Annotated in this window: 12 protein-coding genes and 1 tRNA gene; 12 read left to right on the forward strand and 1 reads right to left on the reverse strand. The window is 66.0% G+C overall.

From position 1 onward, the window contains the following. Window positions 1-276: 276 nt before the first annotated feature. From rpoB to V6M48_RS06985, 10 genes are all read left to right on the forward strand, one after another. Entirely contained in the window at window positions 277-4443 is a 4167-nt protein-coding gene (gene rpoB, locus V6M48_RS06940) for a DNA-directed RNA polymerase subunit beta (RefSeq protein ID WP_332811804.1), read from the forward strand. Window positions 4444-4528: 85 nt separating this feature from the next. Then, window positions 4529-8800 carry a DNA-directed RNA polymerase subunit beta' gene (gene rpoC, locus V6M48_RS06945; RefSeq protein WP_332811805.1) on the forward strand — a complete coding sequence of 1424 codons (4272 nt, stop codon included), beginning with the start codon at window positions 4529-4531 and terminating at the stop codon, window positions 8798-8800. A 144-nt stretch (window positions 8801-8944) separates the two neighbouring features. After that, the gene (locus V6M48_RS06950) at window positions 8945-10126 is read left to right on the forward strand and encodes a glycosyltransferase family 4 protein (RefSeq protein WP_332811806.1); all 1182 of its coding nucleotides are present in this window, start codon (window positions 8945-8947) and stop codon (window positions 10124-10126) included. Window positions 10127-10188: 62 nt separating this feature from the next. Further along, a complete protein-coding gene (locus V6M48_RS06955; RefSeq protein WP_332811807.1) occupies window positions 10189-11514 on the forward strand; it encodes a replication-associated recombination protein A in 1326 nt (441 codons plus the stop codon). A gap of 57 nt (window positions 11515-11571) precedes the next feature. Next, window positions 11572-12867 carry a mechanosensitive ion channel gene (locus tag V6M48_RS06960; RefSeq protein ID WP_332811808.1) on the forward strand — a complete coding sequence of 432 codons (1296 nt, stop codon included), beginning with the start codon at window positions 11572-11574 and terminating at the stop codon, window positions 12865-12867. After that, entirely contained in the window at window positions 12864-13715 is an 852-nt protein-coding gene (locus tag V6M48_RS06965) for a hypothetical protein (protein ID WP_332811809.1), read from the forward strand. Before V6M48_RS06960 ends, V6M48_RS06965 begins: the two co-directional genes overlap by 4 nt. A gap of 17 nt (window positions 13716-13732) precedes the next feature. After that, window positions 13733-13808, forward strand: a tRNA-Thr gene (locus V6M48_RS06970). A 77-nt stretch (window positions 13809-13885) separates the two neighbouring features. Then, window positions 13886-14650 (forward strand): SDR family NAD(P)-dependent oxidoreductase, encoded by a 765-nt coding sequence (locus tag V6M48_RS06975; RefSeq protein WP_332811810.1) that lies wholly within the window; start codon window positions 13886-13888, stop codon window positions 14648-14650. A 7-nt stretch (window positions 14651-14657) separates the two neighbouring features. After that, window positions 14658-15848, forward strand: coding sequence for an acyl-CoA dehydrogenase family protein (locus tag V6M48_RS06980; protein WP_332811811.1), 1191 nt, complete (start codon window positions 14658-14660; stop codon window positions 15846-15848). After that, window positions 15838-16899 (forward strand): phosphotransferase, encoded by a 1062-nt coding sequence (locus V6M48_RS06985; protein WP_332811812.1) that lies wholly within the window; start codon window positions 15838-15840, stop codon window positions 16897-16899. The genes V6M48_RS06980 and V6M48_RS06985 overlap by 11 nt, the downstream gene beginning before the upstream one ends. A gap of 40 nt (window positions 16900-16939) precedes the next feature. Here the strand turns inward: V6M48_RS06985 and V6M48_RS06990 are convergent, their stop codons facing one another. Continuing rightward, a complete protein-coding gene (locus tag V6M48_RS06990) occupies window positions 16940-17683 on the reverse strand; it encodes an alpha/beta hydrolase (RefSeq protein WP_332811813.1) in 744 nt (247 codons plus the stop codon). A 186-nt stretch (window positions 17684-17869) separates the two neighbouring features. Between V6M48_RS06990 and V6M48_RS06995 the strand changes: the two genes are divergently transcribed. Together V6M48_RS06995 and V6M48_RS07000 are read left to right on the forward strand one after the other, a co-directional pair. After that, on the forward strand, window positions 17870-18610 hold the full coding sequence (locus tag V6M48_RS06995; protein WP_332811814.1) for a dienelactone hydrolase family protein: 741 nt from the start codon (window positions 17870-17872) through the stop codon (window positions 18608-18610). Window positions 18611-18785: 175 nt separating this feature from the next. Beyond that, a partial coding sequence (locus V6M48_RS07000) for a cytochrome P450 (RefSeq protein ID WP_332811815.1) occupies window positions 18786-20584 on the forward strand: 1799 nt, incomplete at its 3' end.

The following is a 20584-nucleotide window of genomic DNA, read 5'->3' on the forward strand; positions in this document are numbered from 1 at the left end:
TCTTTCGGTCCACCTCCCGGCCGCCTGCGCCGCGCTTTTGGGGGCGCGCAGAGTGCCGGATCGGCATCGGCCGGCAAGGTTTGACATTCAGAGCCCCACTCCCTAAATAGCCACCATCACCACAGCCTTTCGGGACATGATGCGCCGTCGCGCAGCGCATCGCACGTATGATCGGCTGAGGTTTCATAGACGCTGAAGCTGCGGTTTCCCCCTGGGAAACGCGGCTTTTTCTGTCTTGATGCGCACCTGTTTTGACAGACGAGGCAAAATTTTTTCATGGCAACCAAGGCAGCTCCGGCGACCGGTACCCGGTCAACCGCTTCGAAGCGTATCCGCAAGATCTTCGGCAACATCCACGAGGTTTCGGAAATGCCGAACCTCATCGAAGTCCAGCGCGACAGCTATGAGCAGTTCCTTCGCTCGCGGCCCCAGGACTCCTACATCTCCGGCCTTGAGAAGACCCTGCGCTCGGTCTTCCCGATCCGCGATTTCGCCGGCACCGCCGAGCTCGATTTCGTCAATTACGAGCTCGAGGATCCCAAGTACGACGTCGACGAGTGCCGCCAGCGCGGCATGACCTACGCCGCGCCGATGCGCGTGACGTTGCGCCTGATCGTGTTCGAGGTCGATCCCGATACCGAGACCCGCTCGGTGCTCGATATCAAGGAGCAGGACGTCTACATGGGCGACATGCCGCTGATGACGAAGAACGGCACGTTCATCGTCAACGGCACCGAGCGCGTGATCGTCAGCCAGATGCACCGCAGCCCCGGCGTGCTGTTCGACCATGACCGCGGCAAGACCCACGCCTCGGGCAAGTTCCTGTTCGCCGCGCGTGTCATCCCCTATCGCGGCTCGTGGCTCGATTTCGAGTTCGACGCCAAGGACATCGTCAACGTCCGCATCGACCGCAAGCGCAAGCTGCCGGTGACCGCCCTCCTCCACGCGCTCGAAATGTCGAGCGAGGAGATCCTCAACACCTTCTACGAGACGGTCACGTTCGTGCGCGACCCCAACGGCTGGCGCATTCCGTTCCTGCCCGAGCAATGGCGCGGCCTGAAGCCGACCTATGACGTCGTCGACGCGACGTCCGGCGAAGTCGTGTTCGCTGCCGGCACCAAGATCAGCCCGCGCGCCGCGAACAAGTCGGCCAAGGATGGGCTCACCGAGCTGCTGATCCCGACCGAGGAAATCCTCGGCCGCTATTCGGCATTCGATCTCGTCAACGACCAGACCGGCGAAATCTATATCGAGGCGGGCGACGAAGTGACGCCCGAGAACATCGAGAAGCTCGACAAGGCCGGGATCGACCGCATCGCCCTGCTCGACATCGACCATGTCAACGTCGGTGCCTGGATCCGCAACACGTTGAAGGCCGACAAGGCCGAGGACCGCGATCACGCGCTGTCCGACATCTATCGCGTGATGCGCCCCGGCGAGCCGCCGACCCGCGAGACCGCGGAGGCCCTGTTCGCAGGCCTGTTCTTCGACCCCGAGCGCTACGACCTTTCGGCCGTCGGCAGGGTCAAGCTCAACATGCGCCTCGACCTCGACGTCGAGGACACCGTCACGACCTTGCGCAAGGAAGACATCATCGCGGTCGTGAAGACCCTGGTCGACCTCAAGGACGGCAAGGGCGACATCGACGACATCGACAATCTCGGCAACCGCCGCGTGCGTTCGGTCGGCGAGCTGCTCGAGAACCAATATCGCGTCGGCCTGCTGCGCATGGAGCGCGCGGTGAAGGAGCGGATGAGCTCGGTCGACGTGTCGACCGTGATGCCGAACGATCTGATCAACGCCAAGCCTGCAGTCGCCGCGGTGCGCGAGTTCTTCGGATCCTCGCAGCTGTCGCAGTTCATGGACCAGACCAACCCGCTCTCCGAAGTGACGCACAAGCGTCGCGTGTCGGCGCTCGGGCCGGGCGGCCTCACCCGCGAGCGCGCGGGCTTCGAGGTCCGCGACGTCCACCCGACCCATTATGGCCGGATCTGCCCGATCGAGACTCCCGAAGGGCCGAACATCGGCCTGATCAACAGCCTCGCGAGCTTCAGCCGGGTCAACAAATACGGCTTCATCGAGACGCCGTACCGCCGCGTCGTCGACAATAAGGTGACCGACGAGGTCGTCTATCTGTCGGCGATGGAAGAGGCCAAGCACACCATCGCGCAGGCCAATGCCGAGCTGACCGGCGACGGCAGCTTCGTCGAGGAGATCGTCTCCTCACGGCGTGCCGGCGACTTCCTGATGGCGCCGCGCGATCAGATCACCCTGATGGACGTCAGCCCCAAGCAGCTGGTGTCGGTCGCCGCGTCGCTGATCCCGTTCCTTGAGAACGATGACGCCAACCGCGCGCTGATGGGCTCGAACATGCAGCGCCAGGCGGTGCCGCTGGTCCGGGCCGAGGCGCCGTTCGTCGGCACCGGCATGGAAGAGACCGTTGCGCGCGATTCGGGCGCAGCGATCGCTGCCCGCCGCAGCGGCATCGTCGACCAGGTCGACGCCGCCCGCATCGTCGTGCGCGCCACCGGCGACGTCGATGCCGGCACGTCCGGCGTCGACATCTACTCGCTGATGAAGTTCCAGCGTTCGAACCAGAATACCTGCATCAACCAGCGTCCGCTGGTGAAGGTGGGCGAAGTGGTCAACGCCGGCGACGTCATTGCCGACGGCCCATCGACCGAGTTCGGCGAGCTCGCGCTCGGCCGCAACGTGCTGGTCGCGTTCATGCCGTGGAACGGGTATAATTTCGAGGATTCCATCCTGATCTCCGAACGGATCGTCAAGGACGACGTCTTCACCTCGATCCACATCGAAGAGTTCGAGGTGATGGCCCGCGACACCAAGCTGGGGCCCGAGGACATCACCCGCGACATCCCCAACGTCGGCGAGGAAGCTTTGCGCAATCTCGACGAGGCGGGCATCGTCTACATCGGCGCCGAGGTCGAGCCGGGTGACATATTGGTCGGCAAGATCACGCCCAAGGGCGAGAGCCCGATGACGCCGGAGGAGAAGCTCCTGCGCGCGATCTTCGGCGAGAAGGCCTCGGACGTGCGCGACACGTCGCTGCGCCTGCCGCCGGGCGTCTCGGGCACGATCGTCGAGGTGCGCGTGTTCAACCGCCACGGCATCGACATCGACGACCGTACCCGCCAGATCCAGGCGGAGGAGAAGGATCGCCTCCGCAAGGACAGCGAGGACGAGCGTTCGATCCTCAAGCGCGCCACCTACACCCGCCTGCGCGAGATGCTCGTCGGCCAGACCGCCACGGCGGCGCCGAAGGGCTTCAAGAAGGGCGGCGAGATCGACGATGAATCGCTCCAGGCGGTCGAGCGCCACGAATGGTGGAAGTTCGCGGTCAAGGAAGACAAGGTCCAGGCCGATCTCGAGGCGGTGAAGACGCAATATGACGAGGCCGAGGCGACGATCCGCCGCCGGCTCGAGGATCGCATCGAGAAGCTCGAGCGCGGCGACGAGCTGCCGCCGGGCGTGCTCAAGATGGTCAAAGTGTTCGTCGCGGTGAAGCGCAAGCTGCAGCCGGGCGACAAGATGGCCGGCCGTCACGGCAACAAGGGCGTGATCAGCCGCATCCTGCCGCAGGAGGACATGCCGTTCCTCGAAGACGGGACTCCGGTCGACATCGTGCTCAATCCGCTCGGCGTGCCGAGCCGGATGAACGTCGGCCAGATCTTCGAGACCCATCTCGGCTGGGCCGCGCGCGGCCTCGGCAAACAGATCGGGGCGATGCTCGAGGACATGCACCACCGCGGCAAGGACATCGACACCAAGGACGTCAAAGGGCTGCGTACCAAGCTCAAGGACATCTACGGCACGCATTATGATGGCGACATCGACGGGCGTGACGACGACCAGGTGATCGAGCTCGCGTCCAACCTGGTCAGCGGCGTCCCGATGGGCACGCCGGTGTTCGACGGTGCCCGCGAGGCCGATGTCTCGGCGATGCTGCGCATGGCGGGGCTGGACGAAAGCGGTCAGGTCGAGCTGTTCGACGGCCGTACCGGCGACGCGTTCGATCGCAAGGTGACGGTGGGCTATATCTACATGCTCAAGCTGCACCATCTGGTCGACGACAAGATCCACGCCCGCTCGATCGGGCCGTACAGCCTCGTCACGCAGCAGCCGCTGGGCGGCAAGGCGCAGTTCGGCGGACAAAGGTTCGGCGAAATGGAGGTCTGGGCGCTCCAGGCCTACGGCGCCGCCTACACGCTGCAGGAGATGCTCACGGTGAAGTCGGACGACGTGATCGGCCGCACCAAGGTCTACGAGGCGATCGTCAAGGGCGACGACACGTTCGAGGCCGGCATCCCCGAGAGCTTCAACGTGCTCGTCAAGGAAATGCGCTCGCTCGGCCTCAACGTCGAACTCAATTCGGTCGCCGGACCGGATGACGAGGACGACCAGCAGCAGCTCGCCGCCGAGTGAATGAGATATCCCTTCCCGCGTGCGGGAGGGGAACACCCCCCTACCCCCACCCGCAAGCGGGCGGGGAGTTTGAGGAACAGAGAATATGAACGAACTGACCCATTTCGCCAATCCGGTCGCCAAGCCGGAGACCTTCGACCAGATCCAGATCGGCATCGCCTCGCCGGAACGCATCCGCTCGTGGTCGTTCGGCGAGATCAAGAAGCCCGAGACGATCAACTACCGCACGTTCAAGCCCGAGCGTGACGGCCTGTTCTGCGCGCGCATCTTCGGTCCGATCAAGGATTACGAATGCCTGTGCGGCAAGTACAAGCGCATGAAGTACAAGGGCATCGTCTGCGAGAAGTGCGGCGTCGAGGTGACCGTCTCGAAGGTCCGGCGCGAGCGCATGGGCCATATCGAGCTCGCCGCGCCGGTCGCCCACATCTGGTTCCTGAAGTCGCTGCCGAGCCGCATCGGCCTGCTGCTCGACATGCAGTTGAAGCAGCTCGAGCGCATCCTCTATTTCGAAGCCTATGTTGTGATCGAGCCCGGCCTGACCGCGCTCGAGAAATACCAGCTGCTGACCGAGGACGAGCTGCTCGAGGCGCAGGACGAATATGGCGAGGACGCCTTCTCGGCCGGCATCGGCGCCGAGGCCGTCAAGCAGATGCTGATGGACCTCGACCTCGAGGGTGAGCGCGAGGACCTGCTGAAGGAGCTCGCCGAGACCAAGTCGGAGCTGAAGCCCAAGAAGATCATCAAGCGGCTCAAGGTGGTCGAATCGTTCCTCGAGTCGGGCAACCGGCCGGAGTGGATGATCCTCGACGTGGTTCCCGTGATCCCGCCCGAGCTTCGCCCGCTGGTGCCGCTCGACGGCGGCCGCTTCGCAACCTCCGACCTCAACGATCTCTACCGCCGCGTGATCAACCGCAACAACCGCCTGAAGCGGCTGATGGAGCTGCGCGCGCCCGACATCATCGTGCGCAACGAAAAGCGCATGCTGCAGGAGTCGGTCGACGCTCTGTTCGACAACGGCCGCCGCGGCCGCACGATCACCGGCGCCAACAAGCGTCCGCTCAAGTCGCTCAGCGACATGCTCAAGGGCAAGCAGGGCCGCTTCCGCCAGAATCTGCTTGGCAAGCGCGTCGATTATTCGGGCCGTTCGGTGATCGTCACCGGTCCGGAGCTCAAGCTCCACCAATGCGGCCTGCCCAAGAAGATGGCGCTTGAGCTGTTCAAGCCGTTCATCTACTCGCGGCTCGACGCCAAGGGTCTGTCGATGACCCTGAAGCAGGCGAAGAAGTGGGTCGAGAAGGAACGCAAGGAAGTCTGGGACATCCTCGACGAGGTGATCCGCGAGCATCCGGTGCTGCTGAACCGCGCGCCGACGCTCCACCGTCTCGGCATCCAGGCGTTCGAGCCGGTGCTGATCGAGGGCAAGGCGATCCAGCTCCATCCGCTCGTCTGCGCGGCGTTCAACGCCGATTTCGACGGCGATCAGATGGCCGTGCACGTCCCGCTGAGCCTTGAGGCCCAGCTCGAAGCACGCGTGCTGATGATGTCGACCAACAACATCCTCTCGCCTGCCAACGGCAAGCCGATCATCGTTCCCTCGCAGGACATGGTGCTCGGGCTCTATTATCTGTCGCTCGAGCGTGACGGCGAGCCGGGCGAAGGCTCGTTGCTGTCCGACATGAACGAGGTCCACCAGGCTCTCCACGCCAAGGCGGTGACCCTGCACACCAAGATCACCAGCCGCGTTCCCCAGGTCGACGAGGCCGGCAAGGAATATATGAAGCGGGTCGAGACCACGCCGGGCCGCATGCTGCTCGGCGAGACCCTGCCGAAGAGCCACAAGGTGCCGTTCGAGACGGTCAACCGCCTGCTCACCAAGAAGGAGATCGGCGACGTCATCGACACCGTCTATCGCCACACCGGGCAGAAGGAGACCGTGCTGTTCGCCGACGCGATCATGGGCCTCGGCTTCCGCCACGCGTTCCGCGCCGGCATCAGCTTCGGCAAGGACGACATGATCATCCCGCCGGAGAAGGTGCAGCTGGTCGACGACGCTCGTGCGCTCGTGAAGGACTATGAGCAGCAATATCAGGACGGGCTGATCACCCAGCAGGAGAAATACAACAAGGTGATCGACGCCTGGAGCCGCTGCGGCGACCAGGTGGCCAACGCGATGATGGAGAAGATCAAGGCCCAGCCGCTCGACGAGAACGGCCGTGCCGCCCCGATCAACTCGATCTACATGATGGCGCATTCGGGTGCCCGCGGTTCGCAGGCGCAGATGAAGCAGCTCGCCGGCATGCGCGGCCTGATGGCCAAGCCTTCGGGCGAGATCATCGAGACGCCGATCATCTCGAACTTCAAGGAAGGCCTCACCGTCCTTGAATATTTCAACTCGACGCACGGCGCCCGCAAGGGCCTGGCCGACACCGCGCTCAAGACGGCGAACTCGGGTTATCTGACCCGCCGTCTGGTCGACGTCAGCCAGGATTGCGTGATCGTCGAGCTCGACTGCAAGACCGACAGGTCGCTCGACATGCGCGCGATCGTCCAGGGCGGCGCCGTGATCGCGTCGCTCGGCGAGCGGATCCTCGGCCGCACCCCGGCCGAAGACATCGTCGACGATAAGACCGGCGACGTCCTCGCCAAGGAAGGCGAGCTGATCGACGAGCCCGCTGCGCTGCGCATCGACGAGATGGGCATCCAGGCGGTCAAGATCCGCTCGCCGCTGATCTGCGAGAGCCAGCACGGCGTCTGCGGCAAATGCTACGGGCGCGACCTCGCGCGCGGAACGCCGGTCAACATCGGCGAGGCGGTCGGCGTGATCGCCGCCCAGTCGATCGGCGAGCCGGGCACCCAGCTGACGATGCGGACCTTCCACATCGGCGGCGCCGCGCAGCTCAACGAGACGTCGAACCTCGAAGCGGTTGCGGACGGCACGATCGAGTTCCGCGACCTGCCGACGATCGTCGATGCGCGTGGTCGGCGGGTGGCGATGGCCCGCAACGGCGAGCTCGCGATCGTCGACATGGACGGCCGCGAGCGGGCGGTGCACCGTATTCCCTACGGCGCCCACCTGATGGCCGACACCGGCCATATCGTCTCGAAGGGCGACCGGATCGCCGAATGGGATCCGTTCATGATGCCGGTGATCACCGAAAAAGGCGGCATCGTGAAATTCCAGGACATGGTCGAGGGCAAGACGCTCGTCGAGCAAACCGACGAGGCGACCGGCATCGCCCAGCGGGTGGTGACCGAATTCCGCGGCTCCGCGCGTTCGAAGGAGGATCTGCGTCCGCGCATCACCCTCCTCGACGAGGAGAGCGGTGAGGCGGCACGCTACATGCTCTCGCCGGGTGCGACGCTTTCGGTCGAGGACGGACAGAAGGTCGCCGCCGGCGAAGTTCTGGCCCGCGTCTCGCGCGAAGCTGCCAAGACCCGCGACATCACCGGCGGTCTGCCGCGGGTGGCGGAGCTGTTCGAGGCGCGCAAGCCCAAGGAGAATGCGATCATCGCCAAGGTCTCCGGCCGGGTCGAATTCGGCAAGGACTATAAGGCCAAGCGCAAGATCGCGATCCGTCCCGACGACGGCAGCGAGCCGGTCGAATATCTGGTGCCGAAGTCGAAGGTCATCGACGTGCAGGAAGGCGACTTCATCAAGCGCGGCGACAATCTGATCGGCGGAAGCCCCGATCCGCACGACATCCTCGAGGTGCTCGGGGTCGAGGCGCTGGCCGAATATCTCGTCTCGGAGATCCAGGAGGTCTATCGACTGCAGGGCGTGAAGATCAACGACAAGCACATCGAGGTGATCGTTCGCCAGATGCTGCAGAAGGTCGAGATCACCGATGCGGGCGACAGCACCTTCCTGCCGGGCGAGCAGGTCGACCTGATGGAGATGAACGAGGTCAACGCCAAGCTGAAGGCGCAGAAGAAGACGCTCGCCGAAGGCAAGCCGGTGCTGCTCGGCATCACCAAGGCGAGCCTCCAGACGCGCAGCTTCATCTCGGCCGCGTCGTTCCAGGAGACGACCCGCGTGCTCACCGAAGCCTCCGTGCAGGGCAAGATCGACACGCTCGACGGGCTCAAGGAGAATGTCATCGTCGGCCGCCTGATCCCGGCGGGCACCGGCGCGGGCATGAACCGGCTGCGCGTTGCCGCCACCAGCCGCGATGCGGCGCTGCGCGCGCAGCACCGCAAGCTGCAGGAAGCGCTCATCCTGCCGAACACGGCGGCCGAGGAGCATGCGGCCGAGCTGGCGCAGGGACCGGAAGCGGCGATCGGCGACGATCCGCTCGCCGCGGTCGCTCCGACCGGGCACGGCACCGATGCCGATGCCGGCGAGTATCTGCAGGACTAAAGCCTGCTAAAGCCAAAGGACCCCGCCGGATCGCTCCGGCGGGGTTTTTTGTGCGCGGCGACGTCAGGGTTTTGTGGCGGGCGTGCGCCGAACGGAGGCTGCTTTGCTTGGTCTTTCCGTCCGCACTGACTAGTCAGGGCGCAAATGGACATTTCCGACCTTCGCATCGCGCTGTTCACCGGCAATTACAATTATGTCCGCGACGGCGCCAACCAGGCGCTCAACCGGCTGGTCGAGTTTCTGCTCCGCCGCGGCGCCGCGGTGCGGATCTACTCGCCGACGGTGAAAAAGCCCGCCTTCCCGCCCAACGGCGACGTCGTTGGCGTGCCGTCCATCCCAATTCCGCGCCGCGCCGAATATCGGGCGCCAATCATGCTCCCGCCGTCGGCGAAGCGAGACATCCGTCGCTTCCGGCCCAACATGTTCCACGTCGCCAGCCCCGAGCTGCTCGGCCATCGCGCGGTCACGCTCGCGCGCCGGCTCGATGTGCCGGTCGTGGCCTCGGTCCACACCCGCTTCGAGACCTATTTCCGCTATTATGGGCTCGCCTTCCTCGAGCCGCTGGTCGTCGCCGGCCTGCGCCGTTTCTACCGGCGCTGCGACGCGATCTTCGCTCCCTCGGAATCGATGGCGCAATTGCTGCGCGAGCAAAGGATGAATTTCGACGTCGGCATCTGGACGCGCGGCATTGACCGCGAGATCTTCAATCCAGGGCGGCGCGATCCGGCATGGCGACGAAGCCTCGGCATCGCGGACGACGTGCCGGTGATCGGATTTGCCGGGCGGGTGGTGATGGAAAAGGGCCTCGACGTCTTTTCGGACACGATCGATCATCTCGAGCGGCGCCAGGTGCGCCACAAGGTGCTGGTCGTCGGTGACGGCCCGGCGCGCAACTGGTTCGAGAAGCGGCTGCCCAATGCCATCTTTGTCGGCTTCCAGCGCGGCGGTGACGTCGGCCGGGCGATCGCGTCGATGGACATGCTGTTCAACCCGTCGATGACCGAGACGTTCGGCAACGTGACGCTCGAGGCGATGGCGGTCGGCATACCGGTCGTCGCCGCGATCGCGACCGGAAGCCAGTGCCTGGTCGATGATGGCCGCACCGGACGGCTGATCCGCGGCGGCGCCATCACGGCCTATGCCGATGCGCTGGCCTTCTACTGCACCGATGCCGAAGCGCGCCGCGCGGCGGGAGCGGCCGGCGAGGCTGCCAGCGGCCCCTACGGCTGGGACGAGGTCAACGCGGCGCTGATCGATTCCTATTTGCGCATCATCCGCCAGCGTGCGGCAGGCGGCAGGCTGCCGCGCTCGAGCCCGGTTCCTTAGCCGGGGCGCGACCATCGCAGCGCGGATTCCAACTCGGCATCAAATGGGGTACTGCACGGGGCGTGGCCGACCTGTTCGAAAATGAGGCTCCCTCCCCCGCGGCGCCGCGCGCCGCTGCGGACAATGCGCCGCTCGCCGATCGGCTACGGCCGCAGCGGCTCGACGATGTCGTCGGCCAGGATCATCTGACCGGTCCCGAAGGCGCGATCGGGCGGATGGTCGCGGCGGGCAAGCTTGCCTCGATGATCTTCTGGGGTCCGCCGGGAACCGGCAAGACGACGATCGCGCGGCTGCTTGCCGATGCGGTCGGAATGCGCTTCGTCGCTATCTCGGCGGTGTTTTCCGGAGTGGCGGATCTCAAGAAACTGTTCGCCGAGGCACGCGAGCATGCGCGGCTCGGCAGGCACACCTTGCTGTTCGTGGACGAGATCCACCGCTTCAACCGCGCGCAGCAGGACGGCTTCCTGCCCTATGTCGAGGACGGGACGGTGGTGCTGGTCGGCGCAACCACCGAAAATCCCTCGTTCGAGCTCAACGCGGCCTTGCTGTCGCGGGCGCAGGTGCTGATCCTCAACCGGCTCGACACTGCGGCGCTCAACCGGCTGCTCGAGCGCGCAGAGGCGCTGATGGATCGTGCGCTGCCGCTGACGCCGGCCGCGCGCGAGGCGCTGATCGCAACGGCCGACGGCGACGGCCGCTTCCTGCTCAACCAGGCCGAGACCTTGTTTTCGATCGCGATCGAAGAGCCGCTCGATCCGGCCGGCCTTTCGGCGCTGCTCCACCGCCGGGTGGCGGTCTACGACAAGGACCGCGAGGGCCATTACAATCTGATCTCGGCGCTCCACAAGGCGATGCGCGGCTCCGACCCGCAGGCCTCGCTTTATTATCTGGCGCGGATGCTGGTGGCGGGCGAGGAGCCGCTCTACGTCCTGCGCCGCATCACCCGCTTCGCGTCCGAGGACATCGGCCTCGCCGATCCGCAGGCGCTGGTGCAATGCCTGGCGGCCAAGGACGCTTATGATTTCCTCGGCTCGCCCGAAGGCGAACTCGCGATCGCCCAGGCCTGCCTCTATTGCGCGACCGCGCCGAAATCGAACGCAGCCTATCAGGCGCAGAAAGCGGCGTGGCGATCGGCGCGCGACACCGGATCGCTGATGCCGCCGAAGAACATCCTCAACGCGCCGACGCGGCTGATGAAGGACATCGGCTACGCCAAAGACTATCATTATGATCACCATGCCGACGAGGCATTCTCAGGCGACAATTATTGGCCCGAGGAGATGCCGCCCCAGACGTTCTACGAGCCCTCCGACCGAGGGTTCGAGGCCAAACTCGCCGAGCGGCTTGCCTATTGGTCGCGGCTTCGTCAGGAACGCGGCAAAAGCTGAGGCAATGCCGGCGGCCGCAGCAGCGAACACAGGGCCGGATCGAGTGGAGGAACCCGTATGTACGGCGTGAACGGCGACACCAATTACTGGCAGGTCCAAGGCTACGAATGGACGCCGCGCATCCTGAGCGCGATCGCGATCCTGATCGTCGCCTATATCCTGGCGCGCGCCGCGAAATGGGCGATCGCCCGGCTGGTCGACCGGATCCCGATCCTCCAGCGCCATCATGAGGCGGAGCCCGGCAAGACGGTCGGCAGCCTGATCGGCGACGTCGCCTTCTGGCTGCTGCTGCTGGTCGGCATCCTGCTCGCGCTGCAGCCGCTTCGGCTCACCCAGGTGCTCGAGCCGGTCAACCGCCTGACCACCACCACATTCTCGTTCATTCCCAACATCGTCGGCGCGGGGCTGGTCTTCTTCATCGGCCTGGTGCTCGCCAAGATCGTGCGGCGGATCGTCGAAGGCGCCCTGCTCGCCGCCAATGCCGACGGCTGGCTGCGCCGGACCGGCCTCGTCGAGAGCGCCGGCACGGCGCCGGCCACGGCCGCCGGCGCGCCCCCGGCCGTGTCGGGCAGGCCTTCGATCAGCCGCTCGGTCGGCACGATCGTCTTTTTCCTGATCATCATCCCGTTCACGATCATGGCGCTCGACGTGCTCCAGATCGAGGTGATCGCCGGCCCCGCGCGCGAGATGCTGACCGCCATCGGCCTCGCGATCCCGCGCATCGCCGGGGCGCTGATCCTGCTCGCGATCGGCTATATGGTCGGCAGAGTCGCCAAGAGCGCGATCGAGCAGATCCTTCCCTCGATGGGCTTCGACCGCGCGGTGAGCGCGATCGGCATCTCGACCGAGAGCACGACGCCATCGCGCACCGTCGGCGCGGTGGTGATGATCGCGATCCTTTTGTTCTTCGCGATCAAGGCCGCCGAATTGCTCGATTCGCCGATCATCGCGATGATGCTCGCGCAGGCGCTCGAGCTTGGCAGCCGGGTGCTGTTCGGCACCGCGATCATCCTGGTCGGCGTCGTCATCGCCCGGATCGTGTCGAAGCTGGTCAGCGGCAGCGGCAGCGAAGGCTGGCTTCCCGCCATCCTCAAATGGTCGATCATCGCCTTGTCGGTTGCAATGGGCCTGCGCTTCATGGGCCTCGCCAACGAGATCGTGATCATCGCCTTCGGATCGATCATCGGATCGGCGGCGGTCGCCTGCGCGCTCGCATTCGGGCTTGGCGGGCGGCCGACCGCGCACAAATTGCTCGAACGCTGGACCGACGCCAATCGCCCGCCGAGCGTGCCCGCGCGGCCCCGCGCCCCGCGCAGCCCGCGCGAGGACGAAAGCCAGCCGCCTCTGGTGTGAGCCGCTTCGGACGTTTCGCCGCGATCGACTGGTCGGGCGCCAAGGGCCGCCGTCACAAGGGCATCGCGATCGCGGTCTGCGAGGCCGGCGAGGCGGCGCCGAAGCTGGTCGAGCGCGACCGGCCGTGGTCACGCAGCGAGGTGCTCGAATGGCTGCTCGCCGCGGCGGACGAGGCCCCTACCCTGTTCGGCTTCGACTTCAGCTATGCGCCGCCGCTGCACGAACGCGGCGCCTATCTGCCCGGCGAAGCGGCCGTCCCCGAAGATGCGCGCAGCTTCTGGGCCTATGTCGACGCCTTGTGCGAGGACGAGGATCTCGGCGCCGCAAGCTTTCTCGAACAGCATCACCGGCCGCATTTCTATTTCGGCGCTGCCGACGGGACCAAGGCCGACTTCCTCCATCACCGGCTCTGCGAACATGCGTTCAATGCGATGGGCGGCGGCAAGGCCTCGACCCTCTACGATGCGATCGGCGCATCGCAGGTCGCGAAGGCGAGCTATGCGGGGATGCGGCTGCTCCACCGGCTCGAAGGCCGAGTGCCGGTCTGGCCGTTCGACCCGCTCCCGGCGACCGGCAGCCTCGTGGTCGAAATCTATACCCGCGTGTTCATCCGCCTCGGCGGCTTGCCGGGGGGCAAGGTGCGCGCGCTGGAGCCGCTCAACCACGCGCTGGCGACCCTCGGCAGCAGGCCGTTCACCGCCTCCGCCGCTCCAAACGATCATGAGACCGACGTGCTCATCGCCGCAGCCGGCCTGCGCGCGATCGCCGACCGCCCAAGCTATTGGCAGCCGGCCGGCCTGACCCCCGAAATCGCGCGTACCGAGGGCTGGACCTTCGGCGTCCCTTGACGCATGGGATTTCCGGGGCCGGGTTAGCTCAGCTGGTAGAGCAACCGCCTTGTAAGCGGTAGGTCGTCGGTTCGAGTCCGACACCCGGCACCACAAAGGTTCCTGCTCCGCCGCACCGCGGATCGGCACCGACGCGGTGGCGTCGCAGGGGGTAGGATAGAGGGGATGGAATGAGCGACGCGTCCGGCCGGTTCGACCTGAAATCACGCACCGCGCTGGTGACCGGCGCATCGAGCGGCCTTGGCGTGCATTTCGCGCGGGTGCTCGCGCGCGCCGGCGCCGAGGTGGTGATCGGCGCGCGCCGTGTCGAAGCACTCGAGCGGCTGGTCGGCGAGATCGAGGCGGAGGGCGGCACCGCCCGCGCGATTGCGCTCGACGTCAGCGATACCGCCTCGGTCGCCGCCGCCGAAGCGCAGCTCGACCGGCTCGACATCCTCGTCAACAATGCCGGGATCGTGCGCGAAGCGTCCGCCTTCGACCAGAGCGAGGAGGATTGGGACGCGGTCATCGACACCAACCTCAAGGGAGCGTTCCTCGTCGCGCAAATGGCCGGGCGGCTGATGCGCGCCGCTGAAAAAGGCGGTTCGATCATCAACATCGCGTCGGTGCTCGGGCTGCGTCAGACCAGCGGCGTGCTGCCTTATGCGGTGTCGAAGGCCGGCGTGGTCCAGCTCACCCAGACGCTCGCGCTGGAATGGGCGCGCTACGGCATTCGCGTCAACGCCATCGCGCCCGGCTATTTCAAGACCGAGCTCAACGCCCATTTCTGGGAGACCGACGCCGGCGCAGCCGCGATCAAGCGCATCCCGCAGCGGCGCATCGGCCGCTACGAGGATCTCGACGGGCCGTTGCTGCTGCTCGCCTCCGATGCCTCGCTCTACATGACCGGCGCGATCGTCTCGGTCGACGGCGGCCACGTCGTCAACAGCCTGTGAGCCGCCGATGACCGATCAGGGCCCCTCCAGTGTCGAAGCGCTCGCGAGCCGGGTCGAGCGCTTTGTCCGCGACGTCGTCGTCCCCTACGAACGCGATCCGCGTTGCGGCGCGCATGGCCCAAGCGAGGAGCTGGTCTTGGAGTTGCGCGCCAAGGCCCGCACTGCGGGCCTGATGACGCCGCATATTTTGGTCGACGGATCGCATCTCAATCAGCGCGAGACCGCGATCGTGCTGCGCAAGTCGGGACTGTCGCCGCTCGGGCCGGTCGCGCTCAACACCGCCGCGCCCGATGAAGGCAATATGTACCTGATCGGCAAGGTCGGCACCGATGAGCAGAAGGCGCGCTTCCTGGCGCCTTTGATCGCCGGCGAGGCGCGCTCCGCCTTCTTCATGACCGAGCCAGCCGACGAGGGCGGTGCCGGCTCGGACCCGTCGATGATGAAGACGCGGGCGCGGCTCGACGGCAACCATTGGGTGATCTCGGGGCGCAAGGCGTTCATCACCGGCGCGGTCGGTGCGCGGGTCGGGATCGTCATGGCCAATAGCGGCACGGACGAGCGGCTCGCCGCGACGATGTTCCTGGTCGACCTGCCCGACCCGGCGATCAAGGTCGAACGCGTGCTCGACACGATCGACAGCGCGATGCCCGGCGGCCATGCGATCATCGCGATCGACGAGCTGCGCGTGCCCGCAGACCAGATCTTGGGCGAGGTCCATGAGGGCTTCCGCTATGCGCAGGTCCGCCTCTCACCGGCGCGGCTGTCGCACTGCATGCGCTGGCACGGCGCTGCGACCCGCGCCCACGAGATCGCGACTGCTTATGCGGTCAAGCGCCAGGCGTTCGGCAAATTGCTGATCGACCATGAAGGCGTCGGCTTCATGCTCGCCGACAATGCGATCGACCTCAAGCAGGCCGAGCTGATGACCGACTGGTGCGCCGGGCTCCTCGACGAGGGCTCGCTCGGCACCGCCGAAAGCTCGATGGCCAAGGTCGCGGTGTCAGACGCCTTGTTCCGGGTCGCCGACCGCTGCGTCCAGGTGATGGGCGGAACCGGCGTCAGCGGCGACACGATCGTCGAGCAGGTGTTCCGTGAGATCCGCGCGTTCCGCATCTACGACGGGCCGACCGAGGTCCACAAATGGTCGCTCGCCAAGAAGATCAAGCGCGATGCGCTGAAGGGCAACGATGGGCGATGACAGCCCGTTCGCGGGCAGCGGATCGGTCCGCGAAGCGCACAGGTTCGACGAAGCCGCGCTCGCGCGCTGGATGGAAGCGAATGTCGCCGGCTACCGAGGGCCGCTGACGGTCGAGCAGTTCAAGGGCGGCCAATCGAACCCGACCTACAAATTGATCACACCTGGCCGCAGCTACGTCCTCAGGCGCAAGCCGCCGGGCGAGCTGCTCAAGGGCGCGCACGCGGTCGAGCGCGAGGCCCGCGTGATGGCAGCGCTCGGGAGAGCCGGCTTCCCGGTGCCGCACGTCCATGCTTTGTGCGACGATGAGAGCGTCATCGGCACGTCCTTCTTCGTGATGGACATGGTCGAGGGGCGGATCTTCTGGAAGGCGACGCTCGATGAGGTGCCGCGCGGCGAGCGGCCGGCCTATTATGATGCGATGAACGCGACGATCGCCCAGCTTCACGGCATCGCGCCCGACACGATCGGTCTTGGCGATTACGGCCGCCCCGGCGACTATTTCGCTCGCCAGATCGGCCGCTGGTCCAAGCAATATCTCAGTGACACGGAGGCGGGGCGCGATCCCAACATGGATCGGCTGGTCGAATGGCTGCCTGCGCACATCCCACCGGGCGATGAGACCAGCATCGTCCACGGCGACTTCCGTATCGACAATCTCATCTTCCATCCCAGCGAGCCGCGCGTGCTCGCGGTGCTCGATTGGGAATTGTCGACGCTCGGCCATCCGCTCGCCGATTTCGCCTATCATCTGATGATGTACCGAATGCCGAGCCTGACGATCCCTGGCCTGGCCGGGGTCGATCTCGTCGCGCAGAACCTGCCGAGCGAGCAGGACTATGTCGCCGCTTATTGCGCGCGAACCGGACGCGCCGGCATCCCCGGCCTCGACTTCTACCTGGCATTCAACCTGTTCCGCTTCGCCGCGATCATCCACGGCATCAAGGGCCGCGCCGCCCGCGGCACCGCCGCCTCGCCGCACGCCGCCGCGCTGATCGCCGATCTGCCCAAGATCGCCGAGCTGGGGTGGCAACAGGCGCAGATCCTGGGCTAGCGACACGCACCAGCACGCGGACCTGCGATCAGAGGCCTGGTCAGCCCTTGAGCGCGCCCTCCCAAGCGGCGACCGACGCCTCTGGCTGCTCGACCTGCGGATAATGGCCGGCGCCCTCGATGGCGCCGAAACTTGCGTGCGGCAACGCCTTCATCGTGTCGGCGAGATAATCCTTGGTCACGAACGGATCGTTCGCGCCGATGAAGATGCTGACCGGCATCGTGCAACGGCTGAGCTCCTCCATGAAGCTGCAGCCGGTCCAGTTCGCCAGATAGGCCTCCCACACGTCCCGGCTCATCGTGGCATGGTGGCGCTGGACGAGGCGGCGAATGTCCGCCTCGCTCATCGTCGGCGCCAGGCCGCCGTTGACCGCGGCTCCGAAACTGTCCCACGCGCCCTTGAACATCTCGTAGGTTGCCGGATCGAACGGCGTGCCCGCCGGCGACACCGGCGTCAGCGCGACGATCGATGTCACCCGCTCGGGCGCAAAGGTCGCGACGCGCAGCGCGACGGCGCCGCTCATCGAATGGCCCAGGATGGCGAAGCGATCCCAGCCAAGGGCATCGGCCGCATCGAGCGCCGAGCGCGCCATTCCGTCGATCCCGTCGGCGGGCTTCGCATCGCGGTTCACGCCATAACCGGGATAATCGACATAAGCGTAAGTGAAGCGTTCCTGATCGGTCAGCCAGCGCGCCGGCAGCCACACGCTGCTGTCGAGCCCCCACCCGTGAAGCACGAGCACATTCTCGGCGCCGGCACCCTCTACTGCTGCAAGACTGGTCATTCGCCTCTCCGCTTTTCGTTGTCGCTCCGCGCTAATCGAACCGGTAGTCGAATGAAACCCGGATTGCGCGCGGCGGAGCAGGCAGAGCGGCACAACCCTTGTCGTTGCGCTGGTGTGCTGTAGGCATAGGGCCGCGATCTGCTATGCCTCGGACAAGAGGCAAAAGCTGCGACAGGAGAGAGACAGATGGCCGCCGATCCGACGTTCGAAGACGTTTCCTACGACTATCAGGGCGCACCGCTGCGCGGGCTGCTGTTCAAGCCGGCCGGCGCCGACGGTAAGCGCCCCGGCGTGCTGCTCGCGCCCGCAGCGTTCGGGCTCACCAAGCATGCGCGCGATCGCGCCGCGATGATCGCCCAGCTCGGCTATGTCGTGCTCGTCCTCGATCATTATGGCAACGGCGCCACCTATGAGGTTCAGCAAGCGATGGAAGCGATGGGCGGATTGTTCGCCGACGTGGCGACCTGGCGGGGGCGCCTCGCCGCCGGGGTCGAGGCGCTCCGCGCTCGCTCCGAGGTCGACGAATCGAAGCTCGGTGCAGTGGGCTATTGCGTCGGCGGCACCGCGGTGCTCGAGCTGGCCTATAGCGGTGCGCCGCTGAGCGCGGTGGTGAGCTTCCACGGCGGCCTCACCCTCTCCGATCCCGCCGCAGCCGCGGACCTGACCGGGAGCATCCTCGTCTGCACCGGCGCCGACGATCCGCTCGTCCCGCCCGCGGACGTGCAGGAATTCGAGCGGCAGATGCGCAGCAGCAAGGCCGATTGGCAGATTCATGTCTACGGCAATACGCTCCACGCCTTCACCGACCCCGACATCGACGCGCTTGGCCTGCCGGTGGCGCGCTACAACCAGGACGCCGACGAACGCAGCTGGGTCGCAATGCGGCAATTGTTCGAGGAGAGGTTGGGCAGCGTTTCGGCGGGCTGACCTCGCGGCGCTCGGCGCTTGCTGGTGCGAAGGCGGTGTCGGAGATGCCGCTAGTGCCCTCGCATCGGGGCCGATATACTCTTTTAAAAGATGGTGGGTATGAGACGCCGCTGATCGGCGCCACCCATCCGGCCCTTGCGACCGGCACGGGCGGAACGAGCGGAGAGAGTTGCCGATGAACGAGTCGCAGCCAGCGCCTCCAGCTTCGAGCGGATGCCCGTTCCACGCCGGCTCGAACGTCTCGCCGCAAGCCGCCGAATTCGACATGTTCGAAGGCCTCTACAATGTCGATCCGCCCGAGGCCCTGCGGTGGTCGCGCGAGCAGGAGCCGGTCTTCTTTAGCCCCAAGCTTAATTATTGGGTGGTCAGCCGCTACGATGACGTCAAGGCGGTGTTCCGCGACAACATCATTTTCTCGCCGGCGATCGCGCTCGAGAAGGTGAGCCCCACCTGCCCCGAGGCGAGTGCGATCCTCGAGCGCTACGGCTATGCGATGAACCGCACGCTCGTGAACGAGGACGAGCCGGCGCACACCGAGCGCCGCCGCGCGCTGATGCAATCGTTCCTCGAAGAAGAGCTGATGCACCATGAGCCAATGGTGCGGCGGCTGACCCGCGAATATGTCGATCGTTTCATCGCTCGCGGCGAGGCCGATCTGGTCGATGAGATGCTGTGGGAGATCCCGCTCACCATCGCCCTCCATTTCCTCGGTATCCCCGAAAAGGACATGGACACTTTGCGCCAATATTCGATCGCGCACACAGTCAACACCTGGGGGCGGCCGACCGTCGAGGAGCAGCTCGCGGTCGCGGAGGCGGTCGGCAAATTCTGGCGCTTCGCGGGCGAGGTGCTCGACCGCATGCGCGAGGCCCCCGACGGGCAAGGCTGGATGCAATATGCGATCCGCCGCCAACGCGAGCTGCCGGAGGTCGTCACCGATTCCTACCTCCATTCGATGATGATGGCCGGGATCGTCGCGGCCCACGAAACCACCGCTCACGCCGCCGCCAATGCGATGCGGCTGCTGCTGACCCATCGCGAGGCGTGGGACGCCTTATGCGCGGACCCGTCGCTGATCCCGAACGCGGTCGAGGAATGCCTGCGCTACTCGGGCTCGGTGATTGCCTGGCGGCGGATCGCCACGGCCGACACGCAAGTCGGCGGTGTCGCGATCCCCAAGGGCGCGAAGCTGCTGATCGTCTCGACCTCGGCCAATCACGACGAGCGCCATTTCGACGATCCCGACAGCTTCGACATCTACCGCACCAACACCACCGACCATCTGACGTTCGGTTATGGCAGCCATCAGTGCATCGGGAAGAATCTGGCGCGGATGGAGATGCGCATCTTCGTCGAGGAATTCACGCGGCGCATCCCGCACATGCAATTGGCGCCCGAGCAGCAGTTCACCTATTTGCCGAACACCTCGTTCCGCGGACCGGATCATGTTCACGTGCGATGGGATCCGGCGCTCAATCCCGAGCGCAACGATCGCGCGGTCCTCGACCACCATGTCGACTTCCCGTTCGGAGCGCCGCGAAACACCGCCGCCGTGCACGACATGCGCGTCGTCGAGGTCCATCGCGAGGCGGAGGATGTGGTGCGGCTCGTGCTCGAAGCCGAGGGCAGACCCCTGCCCGCCTGGTCGCCGGGCGCTCACGTCGACCTGATCGTCGGCGACTATGTCCGCAATTATTCCTTGTGCAGCGAAAGCGCGACGCGGCGGCGGATCGAGATCGCGATCCTGCGCGAAGCCAATGGCCGCGGCGGCTCGGCCTTCATCCACAGCGCCGTCGAACCGGGCACGCTCGTCCAAATCCGCGGCCCCAAGAACCACTTCCGGCTCGACGAGAATGCCGATCATTATCTGCTGATCGCCGGCGGGATCGGAATCACGCCGATCATCGCGATGGCCGACCGGCTGAAGCAGCTCGGGAAGGATTATCAGCTTCATTATGCCGGGCGCACGATCGA

This window comes from Sphingomonas sp. (genome assembly GCF_036677245.1).
In the GTDB taxonomy this organism is placed as follows: Bacteria; Pseudomonadota; Alphaproteobacteria; order Sphingomonadales; family Sphingomonadaceae; genus Allosphingosinicella.